This window comes from Psychrobacter sp. BF1 (genome assembly GCF_019279065.1).
Classification (GTDB): Bacteria; Pseudomonadota; Gammaproteobacteria; order Pseudomonadales; family Moraxellaceae; genus Psychrobacter; species Psychrobacter urativorans.
This window is the reverse complement of the sequence record NZ_JAGYWV010000003.1, coordinates 266946-292152: the sequence shown is the minus strand read 5'-3', so window position 1 is coordinate 292152 and position 25207 is coordinate 266946. Positions and strand designations below refer to the sequence as shown.

15 protein-coding genes and 1 tRNA gene are annotated in these 25207 nt (G+C 43.5%); 2 read left to right on the top strand and 14 right to left on the bottom strand.

Features of this window, described 5'->3' with window-relative positions; translation table 11 throughout:
* Positions 1-351 precede the first annotated feature (351 nt).
* From KZA12_RS06030 to leuS, 6 genes are all read right to left on the bottom strand, one after another.
* Positions 352-427: transfer RNA gene (locus KZA12_RS06030), tRNA-Lys, on the bottom strand.
* Positions 428-932: 505 nt separating this feature from the next.
* Positions 933-2897 (bottom strand): MacB family efflux pump subunit, encoded by a 1965-nt coding sequence (locus KZA12_RS06025; protein WP_218689603.1) that lies wholly within the window; start codon positions 2895-2897, stop codon positions 933-935.
* Positions 2898-3145: 248 nt separating this feature from the next.
* Positions 3146-4600, bottom strand: a complete 1455-nt coding sequence (locus tag KZA12_RS06020) for an efflux RND transporter periplasmic adaptor subunit (protein WP_218689578.1) — start codon at positions 4598-4600, stop codon at positions 3146-3148.
* A 165-nt stretch (positions 4601-4765) separates the two neighbouring features.
* Positions 4766-5896, bottom strand: a complete 1131-nt coding sequence (locus KZA12_RS06015; protein ID WP_218689577.1) for a DNA polymerase III subunit delta — start codon at positions 5894-5896, stop codon at positions 4766-4768.
* A 130-nt stretch (positions 5897-6026) separates the two neighbouring features.
* On the bottom strand, positions 6027-6716 hold the full coding sequence (locus tag KZA12_RS06010) for a hypothetical protein (RefSeq protein ID WP_256932844.1): 690 nt from the start codon (positions 6714-6716) through the stop codon (positions 6027-6029).
* 39 nt (positions 6717-6755) lie between these two features.
* A complete protein-coding gene (leuS, locus tag KZA12_RS06005; RefSeq protein WP_218689576.1) occupies positions 6756-9485 on the bottom strand; it encodes a leucine--tRNA ligase in 2730 nt (909 codons plus the stop codon).
* A 171-nt stretch (positions 9486-9656) separates the two neighbouring features.
* On the opposite strand from leuS, the gene KZA12_RS06000 reads away from it, so the two are divergent.
* A complete protein-coding gene (locus KZA12_RS06000; protein WP_218689575.1) occupies positions 9657-10022 on the top strand; it encodes an arsenate reductase in 366 nt (121 codons plus the stop codon).
* Between the two features lie 127 nt (positions 10023-10149).
* Complete coding sequence (locus tag KZA12_RS05995; protein WP_218689574.1) at positions 10150-10515, top strand: hypothetical protein; 366 nt, start codon at positions 10150-10152, stop codon at positions 10513-10515.
* A 146-nt stretch (positions 10516-10661) separates the two neighbouring features.
* On the opposite strand, the gene argB is transcribed toward KZA12_RS05995, so the two are convergent.
* From argB to KZA12_RS05950, 8 genes are all read right to left on the bottom strand, one after another.
* Entirely contained in the window at positions 10662-11573 is a 912-nt protein-coding gene (gene argB / locus KZA12_RS05990; protein ID WP_201623186.1) for an acetylglutamate kinase, read from the bottom strand.
* A gap of 310 nt (positions 11574-11883) precedes the next feature.
* On the bottom strand, positions 11884-13956 hold the full coding sequence (locus KZA12_RS05985; protein ID WP_218689573.1) for a phosphomannomutase: 2073 nt from the start codon (positions 13954-13956) through the stop codon (positions 11884-11886).
* Positions 13957-14012: 56 nt separating this feature from the next.
* The gene (gene dut, locus KZA12_RS05980) at positions 14013-14477 is read right to left on the bottom strand and encodes a dUTP diphosphatase (protein ID WP_218689572.1); all 465 of its coding nucleotides are present in this window, start codon (positions 14475-14477) and stop codon (positions 14013-14015) included.
* 124 nt (positions 14478-14601) lie between these two features.
* Complete coding sequence (mgtE, locus tag KZA12_RS05975) at positions 14602-16005, bottom strand: magnesium transporter (protein ID WP_201623189.1); 1404 nt, start codon at positions 16003-16005, stop codon at positions 14602-14604.
* Positions 16006-16312: 307 nt separating this feature from the next.
* The gene (locus tag KZA12_RS05970) at positions 16313-18346 is read right to left on the bottom strand and encodes a UvrD-helicase domain-containing protein (RefSeq protein ID WP_218689571.1); all 2034 of its coding nucleotides are present in this window, start codon (positions 18344-18346) and stop codon (positions 16313-16315) included.
* Between the two features lie 420 nt (positions 18347-18766).
* A complete protein-coding gene (gene hemB / locus KZA12_RS05960) occupies positions 18767-19774 on the bottom strand; it encodes a porphobilinogen synthase (protein WP_218689569.1) in 1008 nt (335 codons plus the stop codon).
* 279 nt (positions 19775-20053) lie between these two features.
* Positions 20054-21883, bottom strand: a complete 1830-nt coding sequence (locus KZA12_RS05955; RefSeq protein ID WP_227677246.1) for an efflux transporter outer membrane subunit — start codon at positions 21881-21883, stop codon at positions 20054-20056.
* Entirely contained in the window at positions 21880-25188 is a 3309-nt protein-coding gene (locus KZA12_RS05950) for an efflux RND transporter permease subunit (RefSeq protein ID WP_201623192.1), read from the bottom strand. Before KZA12_RS05950 ends, KZA12_RS05955 begins: the two co-directional genes overlap by 4 nt.
* Positions 25189-25207 lie beyond the last annotated feature (19 nt).

The window sequence follows — 25207 nt, the reverse complement described above, 5'->3', positions numbered from 1 at the left end:
ACCGCGACTCGAACGCGGGACCAATTGATTAAAAGTCAACTGCTCTACCAACTGAGCTATCGGTCCTGAGAAGCGTATAAAAATTGCACTGCAATTTTAGCTTCGCAAGAGAAAAACCTTTAAATAGATTTTTCTTAAACTTAATGTTTAGAAAGAATTTATAGTAAATTTACATTTTCGTAAATTCTAAAAAACTCGATATCAACACTAAGGTATTGCAAGTGAAATTTACTTAAAGGTAAATTTCGGGGTTAGTCATAAGTAATCCTCTTAAAAGCAAACTACTTAAAACTAAACTTATCAAGTTAATACCGAGTAGGGTAAAACACTTCACAAGCATACTACTAAAAATGGTGGACCGACCGCGACTCGAACGCGGGACCAATTGATTAAAAGTCAACTGCTCTACCAACTGAGCTATCGGTCCTGAGAAGCGTATAAAAATTGCACTGCAATTTTAGCTTCGCAAGAGAAAAACCTTTAAATAGGTTTTTCTTAAACTTAATGTTTAGAAAGAATTTATAGTAAATTTACATTTTCGTAAATTCTAAAAAACTCGATATCAACACTAAGGTATTGCAAGTAATATTTCCTTAAAGGGAAATATTTGGTTCTTATAGCCTATAAAAATTGCATGACAATTTTAACTCTACAAGAGAAAATTCCTTAAAGGAGATTTTCTAAAAACATCACATTCAAATTACTAATTCTATTTGAGTGCAACTGAAATTCATTAAATAGAACTTCCTATCCACGCTTAGATAATTTCTATCCCTAAACGTGAGAGCACATTATATATAGTCTTGAGATAAATACAACCCTATAGACCCAAAAAAACGTAAATTCTATGTAAAAACTACCAATTTATTAAAATATACTTTCTGCTAGGCCAAATTAGGCCTATTTTTACCGCTTTAAGGGCCTATATTTCGCTAATCTCTAGACAAAGCCTCTACAGGATCTAATCTAGCAGCATTGCGAGCGGGTAAGAAGCCAAAAATCACCCCGATTAAGGTGGAGCAAATAAAAGCGGCGATGATAGAAGTTGGCGAATAGATAACTTTAAAGCTATCAGAGCCAATACTATTGATGCCTTCACCAATCATAAAGGCTAAAAACACCCCAAGGCTGCCCCCTAAAATACAGACTAGTATCGCCTCAATCAAAAACTGCTGCATGATATCGCTTTGACGAGCACCTACTGCCATGCGCACGCCAATCTCATTAGTACGCTCAGTCACAGAGACCAACATGATATTCATCACCCCAATACCGCCTACGATCAATGAAATGATAGCAATCGAAGAAATCAGCAAGGTCATAGTTGTGGTAGTGGCTTCAATAGTCTGACGAATAGAATCCGAGTTACGAACTCGGAAGTCATCGGCACCATGACGGCCTTCAATAAGCTTAGTAATAGCAGTTTCAGCCGCAGCCGAAGAAATCTCAGTATCAATCAAAGCTACGAAGCGATCGATATAGGCCGTGCCCTTAATGCGAGACATCATAGTGGTATAAGGCATATAAATCGTCGGCGCATCGCTAGACATGCCAAAGCCACCTGCATCTTTTGCTTCTAATACCCCTATCACTCGTCCCGGTACGTTGCCTATCAGCATCACTTCACCAATCGGATCTGGCGTATCAGCAAAAAAAGTCTTTTTGGCATTGTCATCGATAATAATATCTTGGGTACGGCGGTTGACACTTTGCTCATCAAAGCCTTGTCCTGAGGCTAAGGTCTCACCAGTCACCGCTAGATAATCTTGGCCAACCCCGCTGACGCTGGCTGACTCTTGAATACTACGGTAGCGCACACTAGTATTAGTATCTAACTGCGGGCTAACACTGACCACATAAGGTTGATCACCAACTGCTTTAGCATCTTCTGGCGTGAGACTATCATCATTATATTGGCGACGTGGATCACCGTAGGGATAACCGTCAGTCACCGTGATAGTATTAGTACCTAAAGAGCTAATATTAGATAAGATTTGCTGTTGCGAGCCTTTACCTAAGCCCACTACTGAAACTACAGAGGCAATACCGATAATGATGCCTAGCATCGTCAGGACAGTACGCATCTTATGCGCTCGCATCGCTAATAAAGACATCTTAAAGGCTTCGGTCAGGCGATCGATGAAGCTAGCTAGCGGGCCTTTTTGATTACTAGCTAAGATATTTGGTGGGGCAGGTTTCGGTTCAGTACCAGCTTGTAAATAAGCCTCATTGTGATAATCGGCAATGATATGACCATCTTTTAGCTCGATGACTCTTTCTGCTTGCGCTGCGATACTAGGATCATGAGTTACCATGATGACGGTATGACCTCGGCGATTAAGATCTTTGAGAATCTGCATGACATCAGCGCCAGACTTGCTGTCTAAGGCACCTGTAGGCTCATCGGCTAAAATGACATCCCCGCCATTCATCAGAGCTCTAGCAATAGAAACTCGTTGCTGCTGACCACCAGAAAGCTGATTAGGACGGTTGGTTACTTTATCAGCGAGCCCCAAATCGGCTAACAGACTCTCAGCGCGTTCAATTCGAGCTTCACCGTCCAGACCGGCATAGACAGCAGGGACTGCAACGTTGTCACGTGCACTGATATCCCCTAGCAAATGATAGCGCTGAAAAATAAACCCAAAATGCTCACGGCGTAGCTTGGCCAAATCGTCGGCATCTAAGCGCTCGACAGGTTGACCATAGATCAAGTAACGCCCGGCATTGGCTTTATCCAAACAGCCCAAGATATTCATCAGGGTCGACTTACCTGAGCCGGATTGGCCGATGATAGCGAGCATTTCGCCCTGATAAATAGTCAAATCGATATCATGCAATACACGAATTCTCTGCTCACCGGCAGGAAACTCTCTGATGATACCCGTCAGCTCCATGATCGGCTGACCCTTAGGAGGGTGAGTGTTAGCTGGCTTGTTTAACTCAGTGGCAGGTTCGGTTTTGGCCAAGCTAACAGACGAATCTGCTGCCGACGGAGCAAGAATTGGCGAAGAAGGGCTGGTCATAGCGATCTCTTATCAAAGCGTTACAGACGGCGACAGCTACTACTTAGTATTTAACACAGCAGTTAACAGTCGCCACGGTAAGGGAGCTGGCAAAGGTGAGTGGTTATCCACAAGTCAGGTTACATACCTGGTGGACGACGACGGGGGCCTCCAGCGCCTCCTTTACTTGGGCCTTCTTCGCCGATAATCACGGTATCCCCAACTTGTAAACCAGTTAAAATTTGGGCGTCTACTCGGTTATCAATACCGACTGTGACGGCTTTATCTTCCACACTGCCATCAGTATTAAGGACGCGCACAAAACGCTTTTTGCTACTTAGAGCATCCTTTGGTTGAGCAGTATTTCCTTGCTTAGTACCTTTGCGATTAGCAGTAGCAGACTTATCCTCTTCGCCGTTTGAACGTTGAGCTTGCGCCTTATTGCCTTTAGCATCCTTCGACTTGCCTGAGCTATTATCGCTCATGCTTGGCATGTTTTGTAAGGCTGAAGAGGGCACTAATAACACATTTTTGGCCTGATTGATAACCACGAATACTTGCGCTGTCATATCAATACGGAAGCGCTTATCAGGATTAGGCACTTCGATATAGCCGACATAATAAATCGCTGAGTCTGCCGCACTAGTAGTGCTAATAGTTTCAGGAGCAGGTTCGATAGCCGTTAATACCGCATCATACTTTTGATCTGGATCGCCGATAGTATTGAAATAAACTGGTAGGCCAGCTCGTACGTTAATAACATCAGCTTCAGATATTTGCGCATTGATACGCACAGTTGATAAATCGGCTAAAGTGACAATAGTCGGCGTTGACTGATTAGCGTTGACCGTGGCACCTTGTTCTGTAGTTACTGATACTACCGTACCATCCATAGGGGCACGAATAGTAGTATAGCCTAAGTTTTCAGAGGCGGTATCGAGATCGGTTTGTGACTTCTGTAGTCCGGCTTGGTCGCTGGCAATATTGGATTGTGCGGTGATTAAAGAGGCTTTAGCATTATCAATAGCCGCTTGAGCGACGATGACATCGGCTTCGGCAGAAGATACTTTGACTGCTGCCGAGTCATAATCTTGCTGAGAAATAGCATCGATAGCTACTAAAGACTTTAAGCGGCCGAAGTCCACACGGGCTTGTTTGAGGGCCACTTGCTTACGAGTAAGGTCAGCATAAGCACTATCTAAGCTGGCTTGACGACTGCCATATTCCGCCTGCGCACTTTGCAGACCTGCACGGCTTTGCGCTAACGAAGCTTGCTGATTGGAAAGGTTGTTTTTTTGCGTCACTTGATCAATCTGAGCAATCAAGTCGCCTTTTTTGACTTCATCGCCAACTTTGACATATAACTTAGTCACTTCCCCAGATACCTGAGCACCTACATCAACGGTATTTAACGCCTTCACCTTACCTGAGGCCATGACGTTATTCTCGACATCGCCTAGCTTAGCCGTTGCGGTGATGTAATTGGGGGTTTCTTCTTTGGGTTTAAATTTGCTATATGCTAGTGCCCCTAAGGCGACTAGGATAAGGGCAATGATGCCCCATTTAATAGCAGACTTCTTACTAAGTTTGCGCATTATGACAATCCAATTTCAATCGACTAAAATATAGTTATAGTAAAGGCTTAGCTACTAAAAGTGAATGGTAATTAGTTTGCGAAAGGTTAAGCAGGTAGATAGGAGGGCAAAGCACTAAAAGGCAGTAAAAGTTATTAACAGTAACTGGGACAAACTTGCCCGCTTTTATCTATTGGCAAATAGTGTTTGGCCGGATAATTGCAGTGCAGCTTGCAATAAAAGCTCCCAAGCAGGTTGACGTATTAGACCTTTGATCGCCTGATCACAGCGATAAAGTAAGTCAGGCCATTGGGCGGTTTGCGCGGTGGTTTGGCGACGGCAGGCCTGCTGGTATAAGCCCTGTTTACTACGCCAGATACCTAATGCTTGTGGGTCTTGTCCATCCATTAATGCCATAATCTGACGCATATCTTTACTGATCGCCCATAGCACTAACGTAGTCGGTTCGTCAGTAGCCTTAAGCTGCAATATAATCTTGGTAACTTGTCTAAGGTCGCCGGCGAGCATCGCATCAGATAGATCAAAGACGCTAAACTGTGCGTCGCTCACTAGCGCGGCTTGTAAGTCAGCAATATCTAACGCTAAGGGTTTTGCCTCAGGGCTAGTATTGTTAGAGCTAAGCTCAGGCATAGAGCTTTTATCAGCATCATTACCAGAGTGATGGTCTGGTTGCGGCTGTTGCTTAGGGTTAAAAGCGCTCAATGTCGGCGCAAACAGATAAGACAAGCGCCATAAAGTCTGATAAGCGCTGAGTAAATGATGCTCAGTATGCGACATCAGTAGCTGCCAAGCATCTTGTGATAAGCGTAAACCAAACTGCTGTGCTTGAACCTGTAACAACTGCTGACGTTGGCGCTCATCATATAAATTACAATCAATAATGTGGCCGTATTGGGCAAAAGGTGCGAACCATTTGCTGCTTTGCGCACGTTTATCCTGTTTAGGCGTTAACCATAATAAACTATGACTATGTGCGCCCGTTTGGGCATCAATGGCGAAGCGTTCTAACTCAGTGATGATAGCTTTGTCCGGTTTATGATTGCCAGTGACAATCAAGGCGCTAGCATCGTCGAATAACGATAAGCTACTCAGTTCTGAAAGGACCTCTTGCCAGCTTTTTACTGATATCAGCTCAATACGTTTAATGGCATAATTTTGTGCACGCCAATGCGGTCGTAGCGCGTCGATTAACCACTGCTGTAATAATGCCTCATCACCTTGCGCTAGCCACAAGCCGGCTACTGCAACAGTAGGCTGCAGTAACTTAGGATAAGCTTGGGTAAAAGTCTCTTGCATAAGGTATAGGCTATTTAGTTCAGCAGGTTGGTTTGTTGAGCACGGTATCTTGGTGGTATTTAGTCTAGCGTTAGCATAGCTATCGGGCAACTATAACTATGCTGAGCATTTATCAACCAAAACTAAAAAGCTAAGGTTTTGGCGCAATAATCTTTGCGCTAGAATTTGCAGTGGGTTGACGCACCATCGAAGACGAGTTACTGGCACTGTTAGGCGCTATTTTTGGTAGGCTAATAGCCACATACTGATCAGTAATACGACGAGCTAAGCTGTCATATAGCCAACCACGGATTTGAGTGCCTTGCTGATCATCGGTACTGACCGAGGCCTCATTATACTGATAGCTGCGTTCAACTTGGATAGGACTGGTCAAAGTCACAGGTTGACCGTTTTTCATAGTCTGATAAGTAACGTCGGCAGATAATACTAGGCGAATCTCTGTCAATACCCCGACCAACTCATAATTTTTAAAACGCAAGTTATCGATTTTGATACTGGCAATCTGCTCTGCATCAGTATTAGCAGCAGCGCTATTAGCTGCACTCTCGATCATAGTAATGCCATCGACCACATCGACGCCTAAAGCTTCTAAGCGTCTAGTCAGTGGCAGCTTCAAAGGGAATGAGATGCGATTGTCTTCGACAATGATAGCTGTCTTAGCAACCTCAAAGCGCAAAGGCGCATCGTAACCCCGTAGATGAAAACCGCAGCCAGTCAGTAAACTGGCGCTACCGAGTACGGTAACCATTGGCAGGCTTGCCAGCAGCATAACTGCAAGCTTATTTACTGCCGATGGTTTGGTTGATGACTGATACGCCATAATCGCTATCCTTATTTAGTCTAAAAAGGCTTAGTAAGCCTAACCTACAACGACGATGTTAACTAGCTTATTAGGCACGACGATTTCTTTTTTGATCTCACCAGTGATGAATTTTGCCACGCTATCTATAGCTCGTGCTTGTGCTTTGAGCTGTTCAGGATCACCGTTAGGGGCGACTTCCATTTTGCCGCGCATCTTACCGTTAACCTGTACGATCATAGTAATAGTGTCTTGCACTAAAGCGCTAGCATCGACAGTAGGATAAGCCAAGTTTTGGGTATCCAAGCCTAAAGCTTCAAGTAGATGTTCACCGACGTGTGGCGCATATACCGAAAGCATGATTAACAAGTCCAAGAGCGCTGCATGCTTGACTTGTAAGTCTTGTTCGCCACTAGCCTTAAAGCTACTGAGCTCGTTAGCCAACTCCATAAGACTCGATACTGGAGTGTTCAATGCCAAGCGCTCGCCCAAGTCATTATCGATTTTCGCGATAGTTTCATGAGTTTTGCGACGTAAGTCCTTAGCCGCTTTACTTAAGTCGTCAGTATTTAGCGCTGTGCTATTTAAGACGGTTGGATCTATATTGGCATCAGTTAACGCCTGCATATGTTCAGTTGCGATACGCCAAACTTTTTTAACAAAGTTATAAGGACCTTTAAGGGCGTCATCTGACCATTCAAGGGTTTGATCAGCAGGAGCGGTAAATAGGGTATATAACCGAACCGTATCAGCACCGTATTGATCAATAGTGGTCTGTGGATCAACGCCGTTATTCTTGGACTTTGACATTTTTTCAATTTTGCCAATAGTCACTGGTTGGCCGTCAGCTTTTAGTATGGCTTTGATTGGCTGCCCACGTTCGTCATAATCGATATCGATATCGTGCGGGAAGTAGTAAGTGGTACTAGCATCAGCATTAACCCGATAAAAAGTACCGGCCAATACCATGCCTTGAGTCATCAGGTTTTTAAAGGGCTCATCACCAGATACTAAGTTTTCATCACGCATCAGCTTATGGAAGAAGCGTGCGTACAATAAATGCATGACCGCATGTTCAACACCGCCGACATACTGATCTACAGGCAGCCATTTGTTAGCAGCCGACTTGTTGACCATGTTTTGACTGTCATTAGGACTAGCAAAGCGTGCATAGTACCAACTAGACTCAACAAAAGTATCAAAAGTATCAGTCTCACGCTCAGCAGGATTACCACATTTAGGGCAGCTAGTATTGACAAACTCTGGAATGTTTTTGAGAGGATTACCGCGACCATCAGGCACTACGTCCGTTGGCAGTACTACTGGCAAGTCTTTCTCTTCAACAGGCACCGTACCACAATGCTCACAGTTGACCATAGGGATAGGGCAGCCCCAATAGCGCTGGCGTGACACACCCCAATCACGCAGACGATATTGAATTTTTTTATTAGCTAGACCTAGGGGTTCGAGCTGTTTGAGCATAGCTGCAAAGGACTGCTCAAAATTCATGCCATCGAACTCACCGGAGTTGACTAAGGTATTGCGTTCGGTATAAGCAAGATTGACTTCAGTGTTATCAGCTGCGGCTTGAGCTTTAAGCTTATCAGCGTAGCCGTCTGGCATCTCAATGACTTGCTTGATTGGCAAATCATACTTAATAGCGAATTCGTAATCGCGCTCGTCATGAGCTGGCACTGCCATCACCGCACCTGAGCCGTAGCTCATTAGTACATAGTTGGCCACCCAAACAGGTACTTTTTTGCCCGTTAGAGGATGCAAAACAGTAAGGCCTGTATCCATACCAATCTTTTCAGCTTTGGCAAGGTCCGCTTCTGCAACTGAGCCTTTTTTACATAAAGCACAAAATTCAGCAATCAATTCATTATGCTCAGCCGCATATTGCGCTAAAGGATGTTCAGCGGCGACTGCCACATAAGTAACACCCATCAAAGTATCAGGACGAGTGGTAAATACATCCAAAGTATTGTCTTGAGCTTCAAGCTCATAAGGAAAATGCACTTCCATACCAGCACTACGACCAATCCAGTTACGCTGCATGGTCAGTACTTCTGAGGGCCAATGACCTTCTAGCTGATCCAAATCGTCGAGAAGCTCGTCGGCATAGTCAGTAATATTAAAGTAATACATCGGAATATCACGTTTTTCAACTGCAGCGCCACTACGCCAGCCTTTACCATCGATAACTTGCTCATTAGCTAAGACCGTATTGTCGACCGGATCCCAATTGACAGTAGCAAGCTTTTTATAAACTAAGCCTTTTTTGTACAATTGTAAGAATAGCCATTGCTCCCACTGATAATAATCTGGGCTACAAGTTGCAAGTTCACGCGACCAGTCAACAGATAAGCCTAGCAATTTGAGCTGGGCACGCATGTTATCGATATTAGCGTAGGTCCATGCCGCTGGAGACATCTGATTGGCAATCGCGGCGTTCTCAGCGGGCAAGCCAAAGCCATCCCAGCCCATTGGCTGCATAACTTCAAAGCCTTTCAGGCGATAATAGCGGCTTAGGACGTCAGAAATCGTATAGTTACGTACATGGCCCATATGCAGCTTACCGCTGGGGTATGGGAACATCGACAGCATATAGCGACTTGGTTTGTCGCTAGGCTCATTGCTAACTTCAAAGCGTTTGTCAGCCGCCCATTTGGCTTGCTGCGTCGCTTCGATAAGCTGTGGCTGATAGAGGGTGCTGTCAGTAACCAGATCATTGACAGGATTATTGATATTATTAGTATTGGCTTGGTCAGAGGTCACAGCGTTGTTCATAGTTGGCTCAAGAGTAAAGGTTTTAATAAGAAAAATGGATTAATTTAGATAGGGTAGAATAGCTTAAATCGGGCAAAATTGCGATGGGGCAAAGTAATTTTGCCGAACTATTAAAGCGATAGATGCGGCAATCTCTAACTATTAATGATAAATCGATGACTAGGAACACTAATGACTATTACTATCTACGGTATCAAATCCTGCGACACTATGAAAAAAGCGCTCACTAAACTTGATGAGCTCGGGGTTAGCTACGACTTCCATGACTATAAGAAACAAGGCATCGACAAAGATAGCGTACAACGTTGGGTCGATGCTTTGGGTATAGATAAGGTGTTGAATAAGCGTGGAACGACATGGCGCAAATTAAGCGATGAGCAAAAACAATCAGCTGATGCTGAAGTAGATAGGGCTATTAATTTGCTGCTAGAGCATACTAGTATGATTAAGCGCCCGATAGTAGAAGGTAGCTATAAACAACTGCCTGTTTTGCTTTGTGGTTTTGAACAACAAATTTTTAACACAACCTTTGATTAATAACACAATCTTTGCATAAACCCACATTAGGTTTAGTGTATTCTTACTATATTCTATATTGCTCATTAACTAATCTTCACTATCAGTTCTTTATTAATAAGTTTTTATTAATCAAAAGGGGACGTTTATGAAAAAGTTATTACTAGTGACTGCGCTAGTCACAGCACCGTTTATGGCTGTGTCTATCAATGCGCAAGCTGCTGATACTTCTACCAAAATAACTTTTGTTAAAGATAGTTATTGTGGTAGCTTTTCCGGTAATATCAAAAACGGTAAGGAGTTCCGTGTATGGTTGCTACCGGAGCAAAACTTAGTCATTCGTAATATTGGCGATGATCAAGTTAGCGTAGCTTATGTCACAGGGCCTAATGGTCGCTTAGATGGTGATCGCTATGATAAGGAGACTTCTTATTTTACTGAACGTAAAGGTAATCACAAGATAAAAGTTTATGGTAACAGTAGCTATAGCTCTGTTGAGTTCTGTGCTTATTAAGTCGCTAAAAATGATAAAGATTTATTTATAAGTGCTGTTTTTACTAATGCTTTTTTAATAGTAAGCCCAAGCTTAGAGGATACTAAGCTTGGGCTTAAGTGTTTTTAGCGCTAGTGTTTTAGCGTTTTTTGAGTGGCAACAGGAAGCTAGCTTAGCGCTAAGCTTAGATCACTACTAATCAAAGTACCCACGCCTTCGTTAGTGAAAATCTCTAATAAAGTCGCATGAGGGACACGACCGTCAACGATAACCGCACTCTTCACCCCACCACGTACTGCATCTAGGGCACATTGGATCTTAGGAATCATGCCGCCTGATATAGTACCGTCTTCAATCAGCATATCTACAGTCTGTGGGGTTAAGCCGGTGACTACTTCGCCATCGCGACCTAATACACCCTTAATATTAGTCAATAACATTAGCTTCTCAGCTTGCAAAAACTCAGCTACTTTACCAGCGACTAAATCAGCGTTGATATTATAAGTATTGCCTTCGCTATCAACGCCAAGAGGGGCAATAACAGGAATAAAGTTAGAAGAGATCAGTAGTTCGATCACGTCTTTATTAACGCTAACCACGTCACCGACATAACCTAAGTCTACTGGCACCGCAACACCGTCTTCTCCTATTTTTTCCATCAGCATTTTTTTAGCTTGAATAAGATTGGCGTCTTTACCGGTCAAGCCTATAGCTTGTCCGCCATGCTTATTGATTAAGCTGACGATAGACTTATTAACCCCACCGCCCAATACCATCTCGACGATATCCATAGTGCTCTTGTCAGTAACGCGCATACCATCGATACGTTCAGATTTACGCCCCAGCTCTTGGAGTAGGTTATCGACTTGCGGCCCACCGCCATGCACTACCACTGGATGTAGTCCGACTGTTTTTAATAGTACGATGTCGCGAGCAAATGAGCTTTCAAGCTCAGGATCAGTCATCGCATTGCCACCGTATTTGACAACGATTAACTTACCAACATAACGTTGGATATAAGGCAGTGCTGTGGTCAGTACTTCAGCGGTGATCTTGGCATCATCTAGATTAAGCGACATGATAAGCTCCTAAAATAGGGTTTTAAGATTGTAATTAATTACACAGGAATAGCTTAAAAAAGCTTTAAGCAAATAGATTTAGTAAAGACGTCAAAAATCTAAGGTTAACAAGGCTTTTAAAGGATCAGCTTGAGCGAAGGTTAACAAGGCTTTTAAAGGATCAGCTTGAGCGAAGACCACTATTAAACAGCTATCAAACCTTTATCAAATAACTATCAAATAGCTATCAAACCATTATCAGAAAAACAGCTTAAAGAACTAAGCCAGTAATAGTAGCGACTTTACTGCGTTTATGGACTTTTTATCGAAGTTATTCAGGTTGAATAGCCGCTATTTGATCTGCCATATCTTCATCGAACAAGCGACATAGAGCTACTAGACGGGTTTGCACTGCTAGGAGCTCATCCATAGTGTCGCCTGCAAAGCGCACGGTCAGACTGTTACTAGTGTTGGATCGGCGTACTACCCCAAAACCATGCGCAAAGTCTAAGCGCACGCCATCTATACGAGATAATAAAGTGCCTGCTGGCAATAACTGCTGCGCTTCTGTGACGGTCTTTAAGATAGGCGGCTCAGGATTAAAGCACTTACAAGATATCGACTGAGTAAATAATGCCGTCTGAGTTAGGAGTTGATCGCCTGTATTATCAGCGACTACATGCTGTAGATACTGACAGTACTCGACTAAATGTTCAATAAAGGTACAGCTGTTAGTATTAGCATCGTTAAAAGGCAGATAGTGATCAGCGCTACTAATAAGTACAGGCAGGTTTTTAGTGATGTCAGTCAACTGATAAGGGGCTACTAGGGCTCTAGGCTCACCCCATACATCAGTGCTTAGGGGCGCAGCATAACTCAAGCTATCAGCGTCCATTAATTTGGCTAAAGCTGCAAGAGTAGGCGCAGTATGAGTTAACCAATGCAACAAGCGTAGAGCTGCATACATCGCATCATCGTAAGCTATAAAGTAACCATCATTAAATATAAAGTGGCCTGATAGCTCGCCGGCAAATATAGTCGGTTGAGTAGCCGTTTGTAGCTGCTGCCTTAATAAGCTGCTACCCGTTCTAGTCATAATAGGGGTAGCACCAAGCTTACTCAGCAAGCGAGGCAAATGATGTGAGCACTTTATATCGAATAGAACTTCAGGTGCTGCTGCTGTAGCGCCAGCTTTGACAGGACATTCAGTGACGGCTACTTGCGCTAGTAAGTATAATAAATGATCAGCGTTGATAACTTTGCCGCTATTATCAACGATCATTAGTCGATCGCCATCACCGTCAAAAGCTAAGCCGATATCCGCTTGATTAACCATCACTGTCTGTTGTAACTCAGCCAAGCGATTAGGCTCAGTAGGATCAGGATTACCTATAGGAAAACAGCCATCGGGTCTATCGTTAAGCATAATAACCCGCTGACAAAAGCGCTCGAATAAAGGCTGAGCGATATTACTAGTTGCCCCATTCATACAGTCAATAACTAAAGTCAAATCTAACTTAGCTTGGCTTATAGGCTTAATCAGCGCTAGAGACTGATGCTTCTTAATAAGGTTGCTATCAGTGCAAGGGCGATCGATTTTACGGTCATTAATTTTACTATTGCCAATAGAGTGCTCATTAGCATAACACTGATCAATAGTATTAAAGACTTGTACGATAGCCTCAATATAAGTAGTAGCAATCAGCTCAGCTGGCAAGTCAGTGCTGATAGCAGTATCAGTATCAGTATCAGTACCGATAATAGCCCCAATATCATTGCTCTTAGGGCTACCAGCGGATTCATAGTTGAAATGCGAGTTAGAGTCTAAGGTTAACGAAATATTTAGAGCGTTGCTATAGTTATGAGGCCTATTTTTGTTAAGCTCAAAGCTATGCAACTGCTGATACAGCGCTTGAATTTCTAGGCTGCTAGGAGAAGTATTAGCCACTAGCCATTTGATACCTAAAATGTTTTTGTGCGAATGACTAGCAGTGACCATAATGCCATGGCCATCATACTTTTGTGCCCAAAAGGCCATCATCGGGGTAGTAATCAGTCCCAAATTAATAACCGTTAGCCCTCGTTGACGTAAGATGTCGGCTAGCATGTGCGCTATAGTGTCACTACCTAAGCGTACGTCAAAGCCGATGACTATAGTTTTAGCCGTGGTTTCAGCCGTAGTTTCAGTAGTATAAGCCTGATTATTTTGAGACGAATTAGTTTGAGTCTTATTAGTAATAGAGGCTTTAATAAAGCGCTCATAATAGCTTCGAGAATGATAGAGGTCGGCAAAAACCTCGCCCAATGCGGCTATAAAATCAATAGTAAAGTACTGGCGCTCACCACGGATGTCATAAGCTCGGAATAAGGGCTGTTGGGCAGTAAAAGCAGGTGAATTTGGCATGTTTTTACTTCCTTATCCTAGTGACAGCCAATATTAGCAATAGCTAACATCAGGTATTATTGACGGCCTGAATGACCAAAACCACCAGCACCGCGTGCGCTTTGGTCACTAAATTCAGTGACTACTTCGAACTCAGGGCGAGCCACCGGCACTACTATATACTGAGCCATACGTTCAGCAGGATTGAGTAAAAAATCCTCGCCACTACGATTCCAAATACTTACCATTAGCTCGCCTTGATAATCAGCATCAATAAGACCTACTAAGTTACCTAAGACAATACCATGTTTATGACCAAGACCTGAGCGTGGCAAAATCATGCCGGCATAGTTAGGATCAGAGATATAAACTGCTAAGCCCGTACCGATTAAGTGCGTGCTGCCAGCCTTGATAGTTAGCGGCTCATCAATACAAGCGCGTAAATCAATACCTGCCGAGCCATCAGTAGCTCGTGTCGGTAAAGAGAATGCTGGATCTTCAATAACTTTAGGGTTTAGAACTTTAACTTGTACCGCTTGCATAACCTTCTCACTTAACAATTTAACAGGGTTTATAAAATTTTGTTTGTCGATTATTTTTATTTTAAGCAAATAGTGAAAAACGGTTCTTAATTTATAGTTTTTAGCTTCAAATTTCAACTATTCGCTAAAGGATCAGAATACTAGCTAAACCCAAAAATGACATAAAGCCGACAATATCAGTCACTGTAGTCAAAATGACAGAAGCGGATAGCGCAGGATCGATATTCATGTTTTTAAGCATCAGAGGAATGGCAATCCCTGAAGCATTCGCTGCGGTCATATTGATGGCAATAGCACAGCCAATTACGGCGGTAATCTTCGCATCCTGAAACCACAGCTGAGCAATTATTGCCATAACTAGCGCCCAAACAATACCGTTGATAGCGCCAACCCACAGCTCTTTGTTGAATAGCCACCAGCGGTTGGAACCACCGATTTGACCCATAGCCATACCACGAATAACGATAGTTAAAGTCTGTGATCCGGCAATGCCGCCCATGCTTGCCACTACCGGCATTAGTATTGCCAGCGCTACTACTTTCGCCAGCACTTCTTCAAACTGACCGATAACCGCAGCCGCTAGTAAAGCGGTACATAAGTTAATCCCTAGCCAAATACTACGACTTTTAGCACTAGTTAGAATAGGCGCAAACAGCTCTTCGTCTTGACTGACACCCGCAAGGTTACGCATAGTACTATCGACATCATCTTGAATAATCTCTGAGATATCTTCACCATTTAGCTGTCCAACCAGTTCGCCATGACTGTTGATCACTGGCGCAAAGCGAATGTCTTCTGAGCGAAAAATCGCCGCTGCATCTTGGATGTCTAAACGATCGTTAATCGTCACTGCATTATCGACGAGACTAGATACTAAAGTGCTTTGATCATGTTTGATTAAATCAGCTAAGCTCAATAGTCCCAGTAGTTGTTTACTTTTATCAACCACTAATAACTCTTGGCTCTGATCATCAAGTAAGCGTGTATCGCTGCGTAGCCATTGCTGTACTTGCGCAAGACTGCTGTCGTCTTGTACCTGAATGATATCAGGATCCATATAGCTGCCAACTTCCCAGTCCTCATAAGTATCCAGCTTATTGACTTGAATGCGGATATCTTCGTCCAAAGTTGCCATCACTGAGGTACGCACTTTCTCAGTAACGGTGTCTAATAGCTCTGAGATATCTTGCGCATCAAGATCCTGCGCAAGTAGCGATATCTCCTGTGAAGAGATATTCTCTAACAAAGGCTGACGGGTATCGAACTCTAATTCTGCTAATACTTGGCCTTTGATTTTTGCCGCAACTTGTTCCCAGATTAGCTGACGACTCGGTGAGGGAAACGACTCCAATAAGTTGGCAATCTCATACTCGGACTGCTTTAATAAAAAATCACTAATGGCTGCAAAATCGTCATTAGCCACTAAGTCCTGCAAGTACAGCAGCTTGTACTCAGCGCTATACTCAAGTGGGTTATAGTCTGGCTGCAATGTTGGTATGCGGTCAGGGCTAGAATTAGGCACGGACATAAATATTCCAAAAATGGTAAAAGCTATAACCGTTCACAATTAAAGCTATTGCTAAGCAAAAAGGCGGCGACTAACCCGCTGATAATTAAAAATAAGCAAGAAAAGCGCCAAAGGAGCAGTAAAGCCAAAGTTGCGCTAGTTGTCAGTATAGTTTGCCAGCACACTCTGTAAGCACAGTATCGCTATCAGCAATAGAACAGGGCAAAATTTGATTACTGACACTAGTATGACAAGGTTTAGTTCATACTCCACTAGGGTTCAATGGACTCTTAATGCGCTAACTGATAGGTACCTAACGTCGGCTTAACTATCGATTACCTAACAAGGCACGGATATTGGCTAAATATTCATCAGCAACGGCTTCTGGATCTTTACTGGCTTTTTTCTTCTTAGCCTTGGCAGGCCAGTCGATATGATCCTCCGGTAGCTCATCTAAGAATCTAGACTCTGAGGTAACTCGCATCTGTCCCCCTGAACGGCGCTGAGTCGCTAAGGTCAAGGTCAGCTCTCGACGCGCACGGGTTATCCCTACGTACATCAAGCGTCGCTCTTCATCTACAGTCTCGCTCAGAATAGAGTTGCGATGCGGTAACATCTCTTCTTCTAGACCCATGATATAGACATAGTTAAACTCTAGGCCTTTGGCTGCATGCAGAGTCATTAGGTTCACTTTATTAGTGTTCTCTTCTTCTTGCTGCTGCTCAAGCATATCTAACAATACCAGTTTACGAATAATAGTATCAATAGTACGGTCTTCATCTGACTCAGCGCGATTAATAAGCGACTGGATACTGGTATAGAGGATCTCAATATTATCTAAACGATTTTTCTCTTGCTGCGGGGTCTTGGCCTCTGAGCGTACTACATCGACGTAGCCAGTCTCGTCAATCATCTGTTTGACTAAAGGTACTGGATCAGGATGCTGATCGAGCTCACGGGTATAATGCTCAATAAAATCACCGAACTCTTTAAGAGTGCCATAAGCTTTGCTAGGCAATACATGACTAAGACCAGCATGAGTACAAGAGGCCAGTAGCGAGATACTATGCTCTTGTGCAAACAGTCCAAGTTTCTCAAGGGTTGCCGGCCCCATACCCCGCTTAGGGGTATTGATAATACGTAAAAAAGCACTATCATCTTCAGGGTTTAAAATCAGACGCAGATAGCCCATGATGTCTTTGATCTCGCTACGAGCGAAAAAGGACTGACCCCCAGATAACTTATAAGGTATTTGTAGTTGACGTAAATTAGCCTCTAACATCCGCGCCTGAAAGTTACTGCGATAGAGCACGGCATAATCTTCCCACTCATTGCCGTAGCGCAGTTTATGAGTAGCAATCTCCTTAGCAACTCGTTCCGCTTCATCGTCATCATTGCGACAGTTGATGATACGAATCTTTTCGCCTTGCCCTTTATCTGACCAGAGTTTCTTTTCAAATAAATGCTCGTTATTGGTAATCACGGCATTAGCAGAGGTCAGAATCCGGCTGGTTGAGCGGTAGTTTTGCTCAAGCATGACTATTTTTAATTTGGGAAAGTCTTCTTTGAGCAGCGCCATGTTTTCAGGTTTAGCCCCACGCCAAGCGTAGATAGATTGGTCATCATCGCCTACTACCGTAAAGCGCCCTTGCGGCCCAACCAGATACTTAATCATTTCGTACTGAGCGGTATTAGTATCTTGATACTCATCGACTAGTAAATAACGAATACGGTTTTGCCATTTATCACGCAGCTCTCTGTTTTCACGGAGTATCTTAGTCGGCAAAACGATTAAGTCATCGAAATCAACAGCGTTATAAGCGCGCAAATTACGATCATAAAGGGCATATAAAGTGGCAAAGATCATGTCTTCTGGATCGGTTAAGGTTTCCATCGCCTTATCAGGTTCAACTAAATCGTTTTTCCAATCAGATATCATTTTTATGGCTTTGCCAACCAGCTCACGACTCTCAGCGCCACTCAAGTTATCGCGCATCATCAGCTCCATCAGCAAGCGCTTACTATCGTCGCTGTCCATAATGGAGAAGTTACCTTTGAGCGGCGTATGTATAAGCTCATAACGCAAAAACTGTAAACCAAACTGATGAAAAGTTGACACGGTTAGGCCACGGGTCTTTTCGCTAGGCAACAACTTGCTCACTCGCGCTTTCATTTCACGAGCAGCTTTATTAGTAAAAGTTACCGCAGTGATACGCTCAGCTGGCATGTTGCATTCTTCGATAAGATAAGCAATCTTACGGGTAATCACTGAAGTTTTGCCTGAGCCTGCGCCGGCTAGTACTAGCAGCGGACCAGAGACATAGAGCATGGCTTCTTGTTGTTTGGGATTTAGTTGACTCATAGCGAAACCTTTGGGACAAATAGGGCAAAAGCAAAAGAGGGCTAGACTTTAAATATCTGTGTAATATTAAAAAGATTAAGTCTAATAAAAGCAGTAAAATATATATAAATGGCTTTATAAGTGACTAAAATTAGGTGAGTTATTATAAAGCAAAAATAATACTTAGGGGGAGTAGATAGATAATGAGCCGATATGCAGGACTGTGTAGCTTTTGCAAATTTTTGCCCAGTTAATAGCGAGGCTAACGGCTAACCACTTGGCTAATTGTAGATAATAGTCTGAGCATTTTTCAAAATACAGCCCGTTAAAATACAGTTAATTAAAATACTGCTAATTAAAATACAGCGCGTTAAAATGCACCAACTGAACGGCGTCAATTGGTGCCATAGTAACTAAGCAAGATTGTTATAACTAATGAATTTAAGCGTTATTCAATTGACGAGCGGCTTCAAGAGCAAAATAAGTCAAGATGCCGTCAGCACCAGCGCGGCGAAAGCCAATCAATGATTCTAAAATCACCGCTTCGGTTAACCAACCGTTTTGAATAGCAGCCATGTGCATCGCATATTCACCAGAGACTTGATAAGCAAAAGTCGGCACACCAAAAGTATTTTTGACTTCTCGAATCAAATCAAGATACGGCTGACCTGGCTTAATCATCACCATATCTGCGCCCTCGGCAATATCCATCGCTACTTCATGTAAAGCTTCAGCACGGTTACCAAAATCCATCTGATACTGCTTTTTGTGACCGCCTTTTAGATTGCCAGCACTACCGACCGCATCACGGAACGGGCCATAATAAGCCGACGCATATTTTGCTGAGTAGGCCATGATAGCTGTGTTGACGAAACCTTCTGCCTCAAAGGCATCGCGCATGGCTTTGATACGGCCATCCATCATGTCGCTAGGAGAGATGATATCAGCGCCAGCACGAGCATGGACTAAAGCTTGCTGCACTAGCACTTCTACTGTCTCATCATTGACTACATAGCCACTATCATCGAGTAGACCATCTTGACCATGTGAAGTATAAGGATCTAGCGCCACATCAGTCATAACCACGATTTCTGGTACGGCATCTTTGACTGCTTTGACCGCTCTTGCGCTCAAGCCATTTTCGTCATAAGCGGCACGACCATCAGCAGTCTTTAAGCTATTATCTATAACTGGGAAGATATCTATAGTCGTCACCCCTTCAGCTAATAACGCTTTGGCATGTTTGATCAGCAAATCAATAGATAAACGCTCAACACCTGGCATACTAGCAATAGCTTGGCGTTGGTTTTGGCCTTCTATTACGAATACTGGAGCGATAAAGTGTTTAGGATGCAGCTCAACTTCACGAATCATCGCTCGCACGTTATCGTTATAACGAAGACGACGTAAGCGGGTAGCAGGGAACTGGCGATTAAAGGTATAAGTCATAATGAATCCTAATGATAGTTTATTAGAGGGTGTTTATTAGCTGGCTGTTATTGAACAGGCTATTAGTAATGCTAGTTATAAAGCGCAGTGTTTATTAAGGGTTTTATTAATTAATGGCTTTATGCTTGTCTATGATATCACTGTGAATAGGGTGTTATTAATAAGATTGCTATAAGTAAAAGTTAATCATAAAAGCAAAAAACCCCACCAAAGCGGTAGGGCCAATTGTAAAATATCAATAGATAGCGATTATTAGTAATAAGCTATCTTGGCCAACCACTAAGGCTCAATAATCTGTGATACTGGCACTTGCTCAACTGGCGTGTCTTTAATCACTGTACCAACCGCCGCATCGGCTTTGCCGTCATTATTAATATCGACTATAGCCTTTGGATCAAAAGTAGCCATTGCTGGGGTTTTTGATTGCTTGATTGCGATGGCTTCTTGTAGAGAAGCTACTCGTGGTGAGCTGGCAGCATTAATAGCATAAGCCGCTTGAGATTCAGCACTGTTTTTATTTAAGTTGGCAATACCTGATAAGTTAGTATATTGAGCTACTGGAATAGCCACTGGTACTGCAAGGTTGGCACCGCCACCGAGCACTTGGTAAAGCTCTATTTGACTGATGATTTTTTGTAATTCTAAATCTAAAATACCTTGCTGCGTGGAGAATAACGAGCGCTGCGCATCTAGAACGTCTAGATAGTTAGAGATACCCGCTTTAAAGCGTGCATCAGCGATCACAAAGGTTTGGTCAAAGTTATCTTGTAAGCGATATTGCGAAGCAAGCTGTTCACCAAGCGTTGCCCGCGTTGCTAGCACATCTGACACTTCACGGAAGGCTGTCTGAATAGAGCGTTCATAATTAGCTAGGGTCTGCGCACGCTCTATTTTTGCCACATCATAATTGGCATCTAAACGGCCAGCATCAAAAATAGGCACACTAATATTAGGACCGAATGACCAGCCAACAGCGCCGCTTTTGAATAAGTTATCTAAGCTGCTACTGCCAAGACCAACACTACTAGCCAAACTTATAGAAGGGTAGTAAGCCGCACGCGCCACTTCTATGTTAGCACCAGCCGCTTTTAGGTTGTACTCCGCTTGTAGCAAATCAGGACGATAACGCAGGAGCTCACTAGGTAGACCTGCATTAAAGATTTCATGATTAGTAATATTGCTAATCGCTGGAGCTGGAATTAGATTGGTTGGAATAGGCGTGCCAATTAAAAACTGCAAAGCATTACGTGCTCTTAGAATACTGCTCTGGGCACGTAGTACTGCCAGCCTAGCATTCTCAAGTGAGGCGCTAGATTGCAGAGTAGGCAGCTTAGGATCAATACCGGCCTCAAAACGCTTATTAGCAATGAATAAAGAACGTTCACGACTCTCAACGGTCGCTTCAGCTAACTTGAGCTGCGCTAAGCTGTAACTAAGATTAGCGTAGCTTTGAGCAATATTACTGATTAAGCTGATCTGCGTTGAGTCTTTAGCCGCACTAGTTGCCAAAAAGTTCTGTAGAGCTTGATCTTTTAGACTAGCAATCTTGCCCCAAAAGTCGAGCTCATAGTTGGCTAGACCCAAATTGACATTAAAACTATCACCAGTGCTACTACCTAATGCACTGCCTTGACGTCGGCGTGAATAGCCAGCGCTGCCATCAATAGTTGGCAAGTCGCGAATATCAGTAATTTGATATTGTGCTCGAGCTTTTTCAATCGCTAAGCGTGCACTTTCAAAGTCTTTGTTATTCTGCAGTCCTAAAGCAATCAGGCCTTTTAGGCGCTCATCACTATAGAAGTCTTGCCAGCGCTGACCAGCCACACTAGGCTGCTCAGCAGTGCTTACGGTCTGATTATCAAAGGCACCGTAAGCTTGCTCAATAGGTAGATTAGGCTCAACAAGTACCGGACGCATATCAGCTTTTGGAATAGTATTACACGCAGCCATACTAAGGACTAGGGCGCTTAAGCCTAAAAGTCGAGTAGCATTTTTGCGAGTGCGAGCGGCAGATAACGAGGCAAATCGTACACCTACCACTGAGCGTTGAGCCATAGTAACTACTGGCGTAGAGGTTGAGTTAGGCGTAAAAATGATTTGAGAACTCATTTGGTATTATCTCCAAAACTTGCAGGCTGATAACTCTCAGAGGGAGTTGGATCCGGCGTATTGTCAGTTGGTGGCGTTGGCGTGTTGTCAGTTGGTGGCGTAGGTTGGTCGTCGTCACCATCATCACCACTATTGTCAGCGCTGCCATTACCTTTAGGGCTACCCGCTACTTCATGGCTTTCATTGTTCATATAAGGGAACATACTACGTATCCAAATATAGAACATAGGAATAAAGAAGATACCCAGCAAGGTAGCACTAACTACTCCGCCAAGGACACTAGTACCAATAGCGTTCTGGCTACCAGAACCTGCACCATTGGCTAGGAATAATGGCACAACCCCAATACCGAAGGCAAGTGAGGTCATAATAATAGGTCGCAAACGTTGTCTTGCGGCTAGCATGACTGCATCTTTGAGACTATAGCCTTCCTCTTGGTGATCTTTGGCAAACTCAATAATCAAGATGGCATTCTTGGCAGATAGTCCGACTACTGTCAGTAGGCCAACCTGTAAGTAAACATCATTATCGAAGTCTCGTAGCCAAGTAAATAATGCTGCTCCTAATACCCCAAGTGGAATGACTAGTAGTACTGAGAATGGAATAGACCAACTCTCATACAAGGCCGCCAAACATAGGAATACCACTAAGATAGAGATAGCGTAGAGCATAGGTGCTTGAGCACCTGACTTTTGCTCCTCAAGTGATAAGCCTGTCCACTCAAAGCTGATACCTTCCGGCAATTTATCTACCATAGCTGCCATAGCGTTCATAGCATCGCCAGTACTTAGACCTTCAGCAGCGTTCCCTTGAATATTCATTGAGGGTAAGCTGTTATAACGGGTTAAGTTCGGAGAACCATTCTCCCAGCGACTACTAGAAAAAGCATCAAATGGAATCATCTCATTGCTGTCATTGCGCACATACCACTTACCTATATCACTAGGGTTAGTACGGCTTTCAGGCTGACCTTGAATAAAGACACGCTTGATACGACCACGATCGACAAAGTCATTAATATAGCTTGAGCCCCAAGCTGTGGAGATCACACTGTTGATACTGCCAAGCGATAAACCATAAGCAGCGGCTTGTTCTTGGTTAATATCGACCTTGAGCTGCGGTGCATCTTCTTGTCCATTTGGACGTACACCAGCTACTTGATCATTCTGAGCAGCCATTCCTAGCAGCATATTACGGGCTGCAAGTAATTCATCATGCCCTAAGTTACCGGAATCTTGTAGCATTAAATCAAAGCCACTAGCATTACCAAGGCCACTAATTGCTGGCGGTATGATAGTAAAGACAGTCGCTTCATTGATTTGGCTAAAGAAGTAACCGTTGGCACGATCAGAAATTGCTTTTACTCCATTATCATCGCCTTCACGATCCGCCCAATCATTGAGCTTAACGAATGCTAGACCCACGTTCTGACCTTGCCCGACGAAACTAAAACCGGCGATAGTAAAGGCTGAAGCGACGTTATCGGGTTCTTGATTAGTATAATAGTCACTAACCTTATCGAGAACATCTTGGGTCTGATCGAGCGTAGACCCTGCTGGTAGCTGGACTAAAGTAAACATAATCCCTTGGTCTTCTTCAGGTAAGAAGGAGCCAGGAATACGTAAGAACACTACCGCCATAATACCGATAATGGCTGCATAAGCGATTAGATATAACCATTTAAAACGGAAGCTATTACCAACGAGCTTCTCATAACGAAGACTTACTTTAGCGAAGCTGCGGTTGAACCAACCAAAGAAACCTTTCTGATTTTCACTATTGCCTTTTTCATGACTTTTACTACGTTTGAGTAAAGTCACACAAAGCGCTGGGGTAAAGATAAGTGCTACTAATGCTGACAACACCATACTAGTGATTAGAGTGATCGCAAACTGGCGATAAATGACCCCTGTTGAGCCACCAAAGAAGGCCATCGGCACGAATACTGCTGACAAGATCAACGCAATACCGATAACGATTTTACTGATTTCGCCCATCGATTGAATAGTAGCGTTTTTGATGGAGATCTCAGAGTCTTCCTCCAAGATTCGCTCAACGTTCTCTACCACCACAATAGCATCATCGACCAGTAGACCAATCGATAGTACCATCGCAAACATGGTTAATACGTTAATACTAAAGCCGGCTACATAAAGCACCGCAAAGGTACCTAGTAGTACAATAGGCACTGCAAGAGTAGGGATGATGGTAGCGCGCCAGTTCTGTAAGAAGATGAACATGACGATAAATACTAAGACAATTGCCTCAATCAAAGTCATGACTACTTGTTCAATAGATAAACGTACGAACGGCGTAGTATCATAAGGTACGACAGACTTTAGACCTGCTGGGAAGTTTGCTTCTAATTCGGCTATACGCGCGCTAACTAAGTCACGGGTTTGTAGAGCGTTAGCGCCACTGGCTAAAGACACAGCGAGGGCGGCTGCATCTTGGCCGTTATAAAGTGAAATAACACCGTAGTCTTCACTACCAATCTCAACCTTAGCAACATCACCTAAACGTACTTGCGCACCAGAACTATCGGTCTTGAGTAAGATGTCTTCAAATTCATCAGGAGTTTGTAGATAGCTTTGCACGGTAACCGTGGCATTGATAACTTGCTCGTCCAGATTCGCTGGTGCTTGTCCAAGCTGACCTGCTGATACTTGAGCATTCTGTGATCGCACGGCTTCAACAACGTCAGATGGTACCATATTGAAGCTACGCAAGCGCGCAGGATCAAGCCAAATACGCATCGCATAAGAGGAACCGAATGCTTGTACTTCACCAACGCCTTCAATACGGCTGAGCTGATCGACCACATTAGAGTTGATATAATCGCCGATATCAGCGCGATCCATACTGCCATCTTCAGAGACAAAACCTTGTACTACCAAAAAGCCACTAGAGGACTTATTGACATTGACCCCTTGACGCTGCACCGATTCAGGTAGCGAGCTCATGGCTGCTTGAAGTTTATTCTGTACTTGTACTTGCGCAGTATCGGCGTCAGTACCGTTCTCAAAGAACAAAGTCACTGAGGCGCCGCCATTTGAAGAGCTTGATGACTTCATATACATCAAGTTATCAAGGCCCTTCATGCGCTGCTCAATAACCTGTACTACTGAATCTTCAACGGTTTTCGCATTAGCACCAGGATAGCTAGCGCTGACCGAAATAGTCGGTGGCGCAATAGCTGGATACTGCTCAATCGGTAAACTGATGACCGATATAATCCCGACAAGCATGACTAATATAGCCAATACCCATGCAAAGATAGGTCGGTTAATAAAAAAAAGTGACATAGTATATCCCTAGGTCTTC

Bases quoted from the DNA above. Each gene is read 5' to 3' on its own strand.
- KZA12_RS06025 (WP_218689603.1), bottom strand. From the start codon at position 2,897: ATGGAGCTGACGGGTATCATCAGAGAGTTTCCTGCCGGTGAGCAGAGA.
- KZA12_RS06020 (WP_218689578.1), bottom strand. From the start codon at position 4,600: ATGCGCAAACTTAGTAAGAAGTCTGCTATTAAATGGGGCATCATTGCC.
- KZA12_RS06015 (WP_218689577.1), bottom strand. From the start codon at position 5,896: ATGCAAGAGACTTTTACCCAAGCTTATCCTAAGTTACTGCAGCCTACT.
- KZA12_RS06010 (WP_256932844.1), bottom strand. From the start codon at position 6,716: ATGGCGTATCAGTCATCAACCAAACCATCGGCAGTAAATAAGCTTGCA.
- leuS (WP_218689576.1), bottom strand. From the start codon at position 9,485: ATGAACAACGCTGTGACCTCTGACCAAGCCAATACTAATAATATCAAT.
- KZA12_RS06000 (WP_218689575.1), top strand. From the start codon at position 9,657: ATGACTATTACTATCTACGGTATCAAATCCTGCGACACTATGAAAAAA.
- KZA12_RS05995 (WP_218689574.1), top strand. From the start codon at position 10,150: ATGAAAAAGTTATTACTAGTGACTGCGCTAGTCACAGCACCGTTTATG.
- argB (WP_201623186.1), bottom strand. From the start codon at position 11,573: ATGTCGCTTAATCTAGATGATGCCAAGATCACCGCTGAAGTACTGACC.
- KZA12_RS05985 (WP_218689573.1), bottom strand. From the start codon at position 13,956: ATGCCAAATTCACCTGCTTTTACTGCCCAACAGCCCTTATTCCGAGCT.
- dut (WP_218689572.1), bottom strand. From the start codon at position 14,477: ATGCAAGCGGTACAAGTTAAAGTTCTAAACCCTAAAGTTATTGAAGAT.
- mgtE (WP_201623189.1), bottom strand. From the start codon at position 16,005: ATGTCCGTGCCTAATTCTAGCCCTGACCGCATACCAACATTGCAGCCA.
- KZA12_RS05970 (WP_218689571.1), bottom strand. From the start codon at position 18,346: ATGAGTCAACTAAATCCCAAACAACAAGAAGCCATGCTCTATGTCTCT.
- hemB (WP_218689569.1), bottom strand. From the start codon at position 19,774: ATGACTTATACCTTTAATCGCCAGTTCCCTGCTACCCGCTTACGTCGT.
- KZA12_RS05955 (WP_227677246.1), bottom strand. From the start codon at position 21,883: ATGAGTTCTCAAATCATTTTTACGCCTAACTCAACCTCTACGCCAGTA.
- KZA12_RS05950 (WP_201623192.1), bottom strand. From the start codon at position 25,188: ATGTCACTTTTTTTTATTAACCGACCTATCTTTGCATGGGTATTGGCT.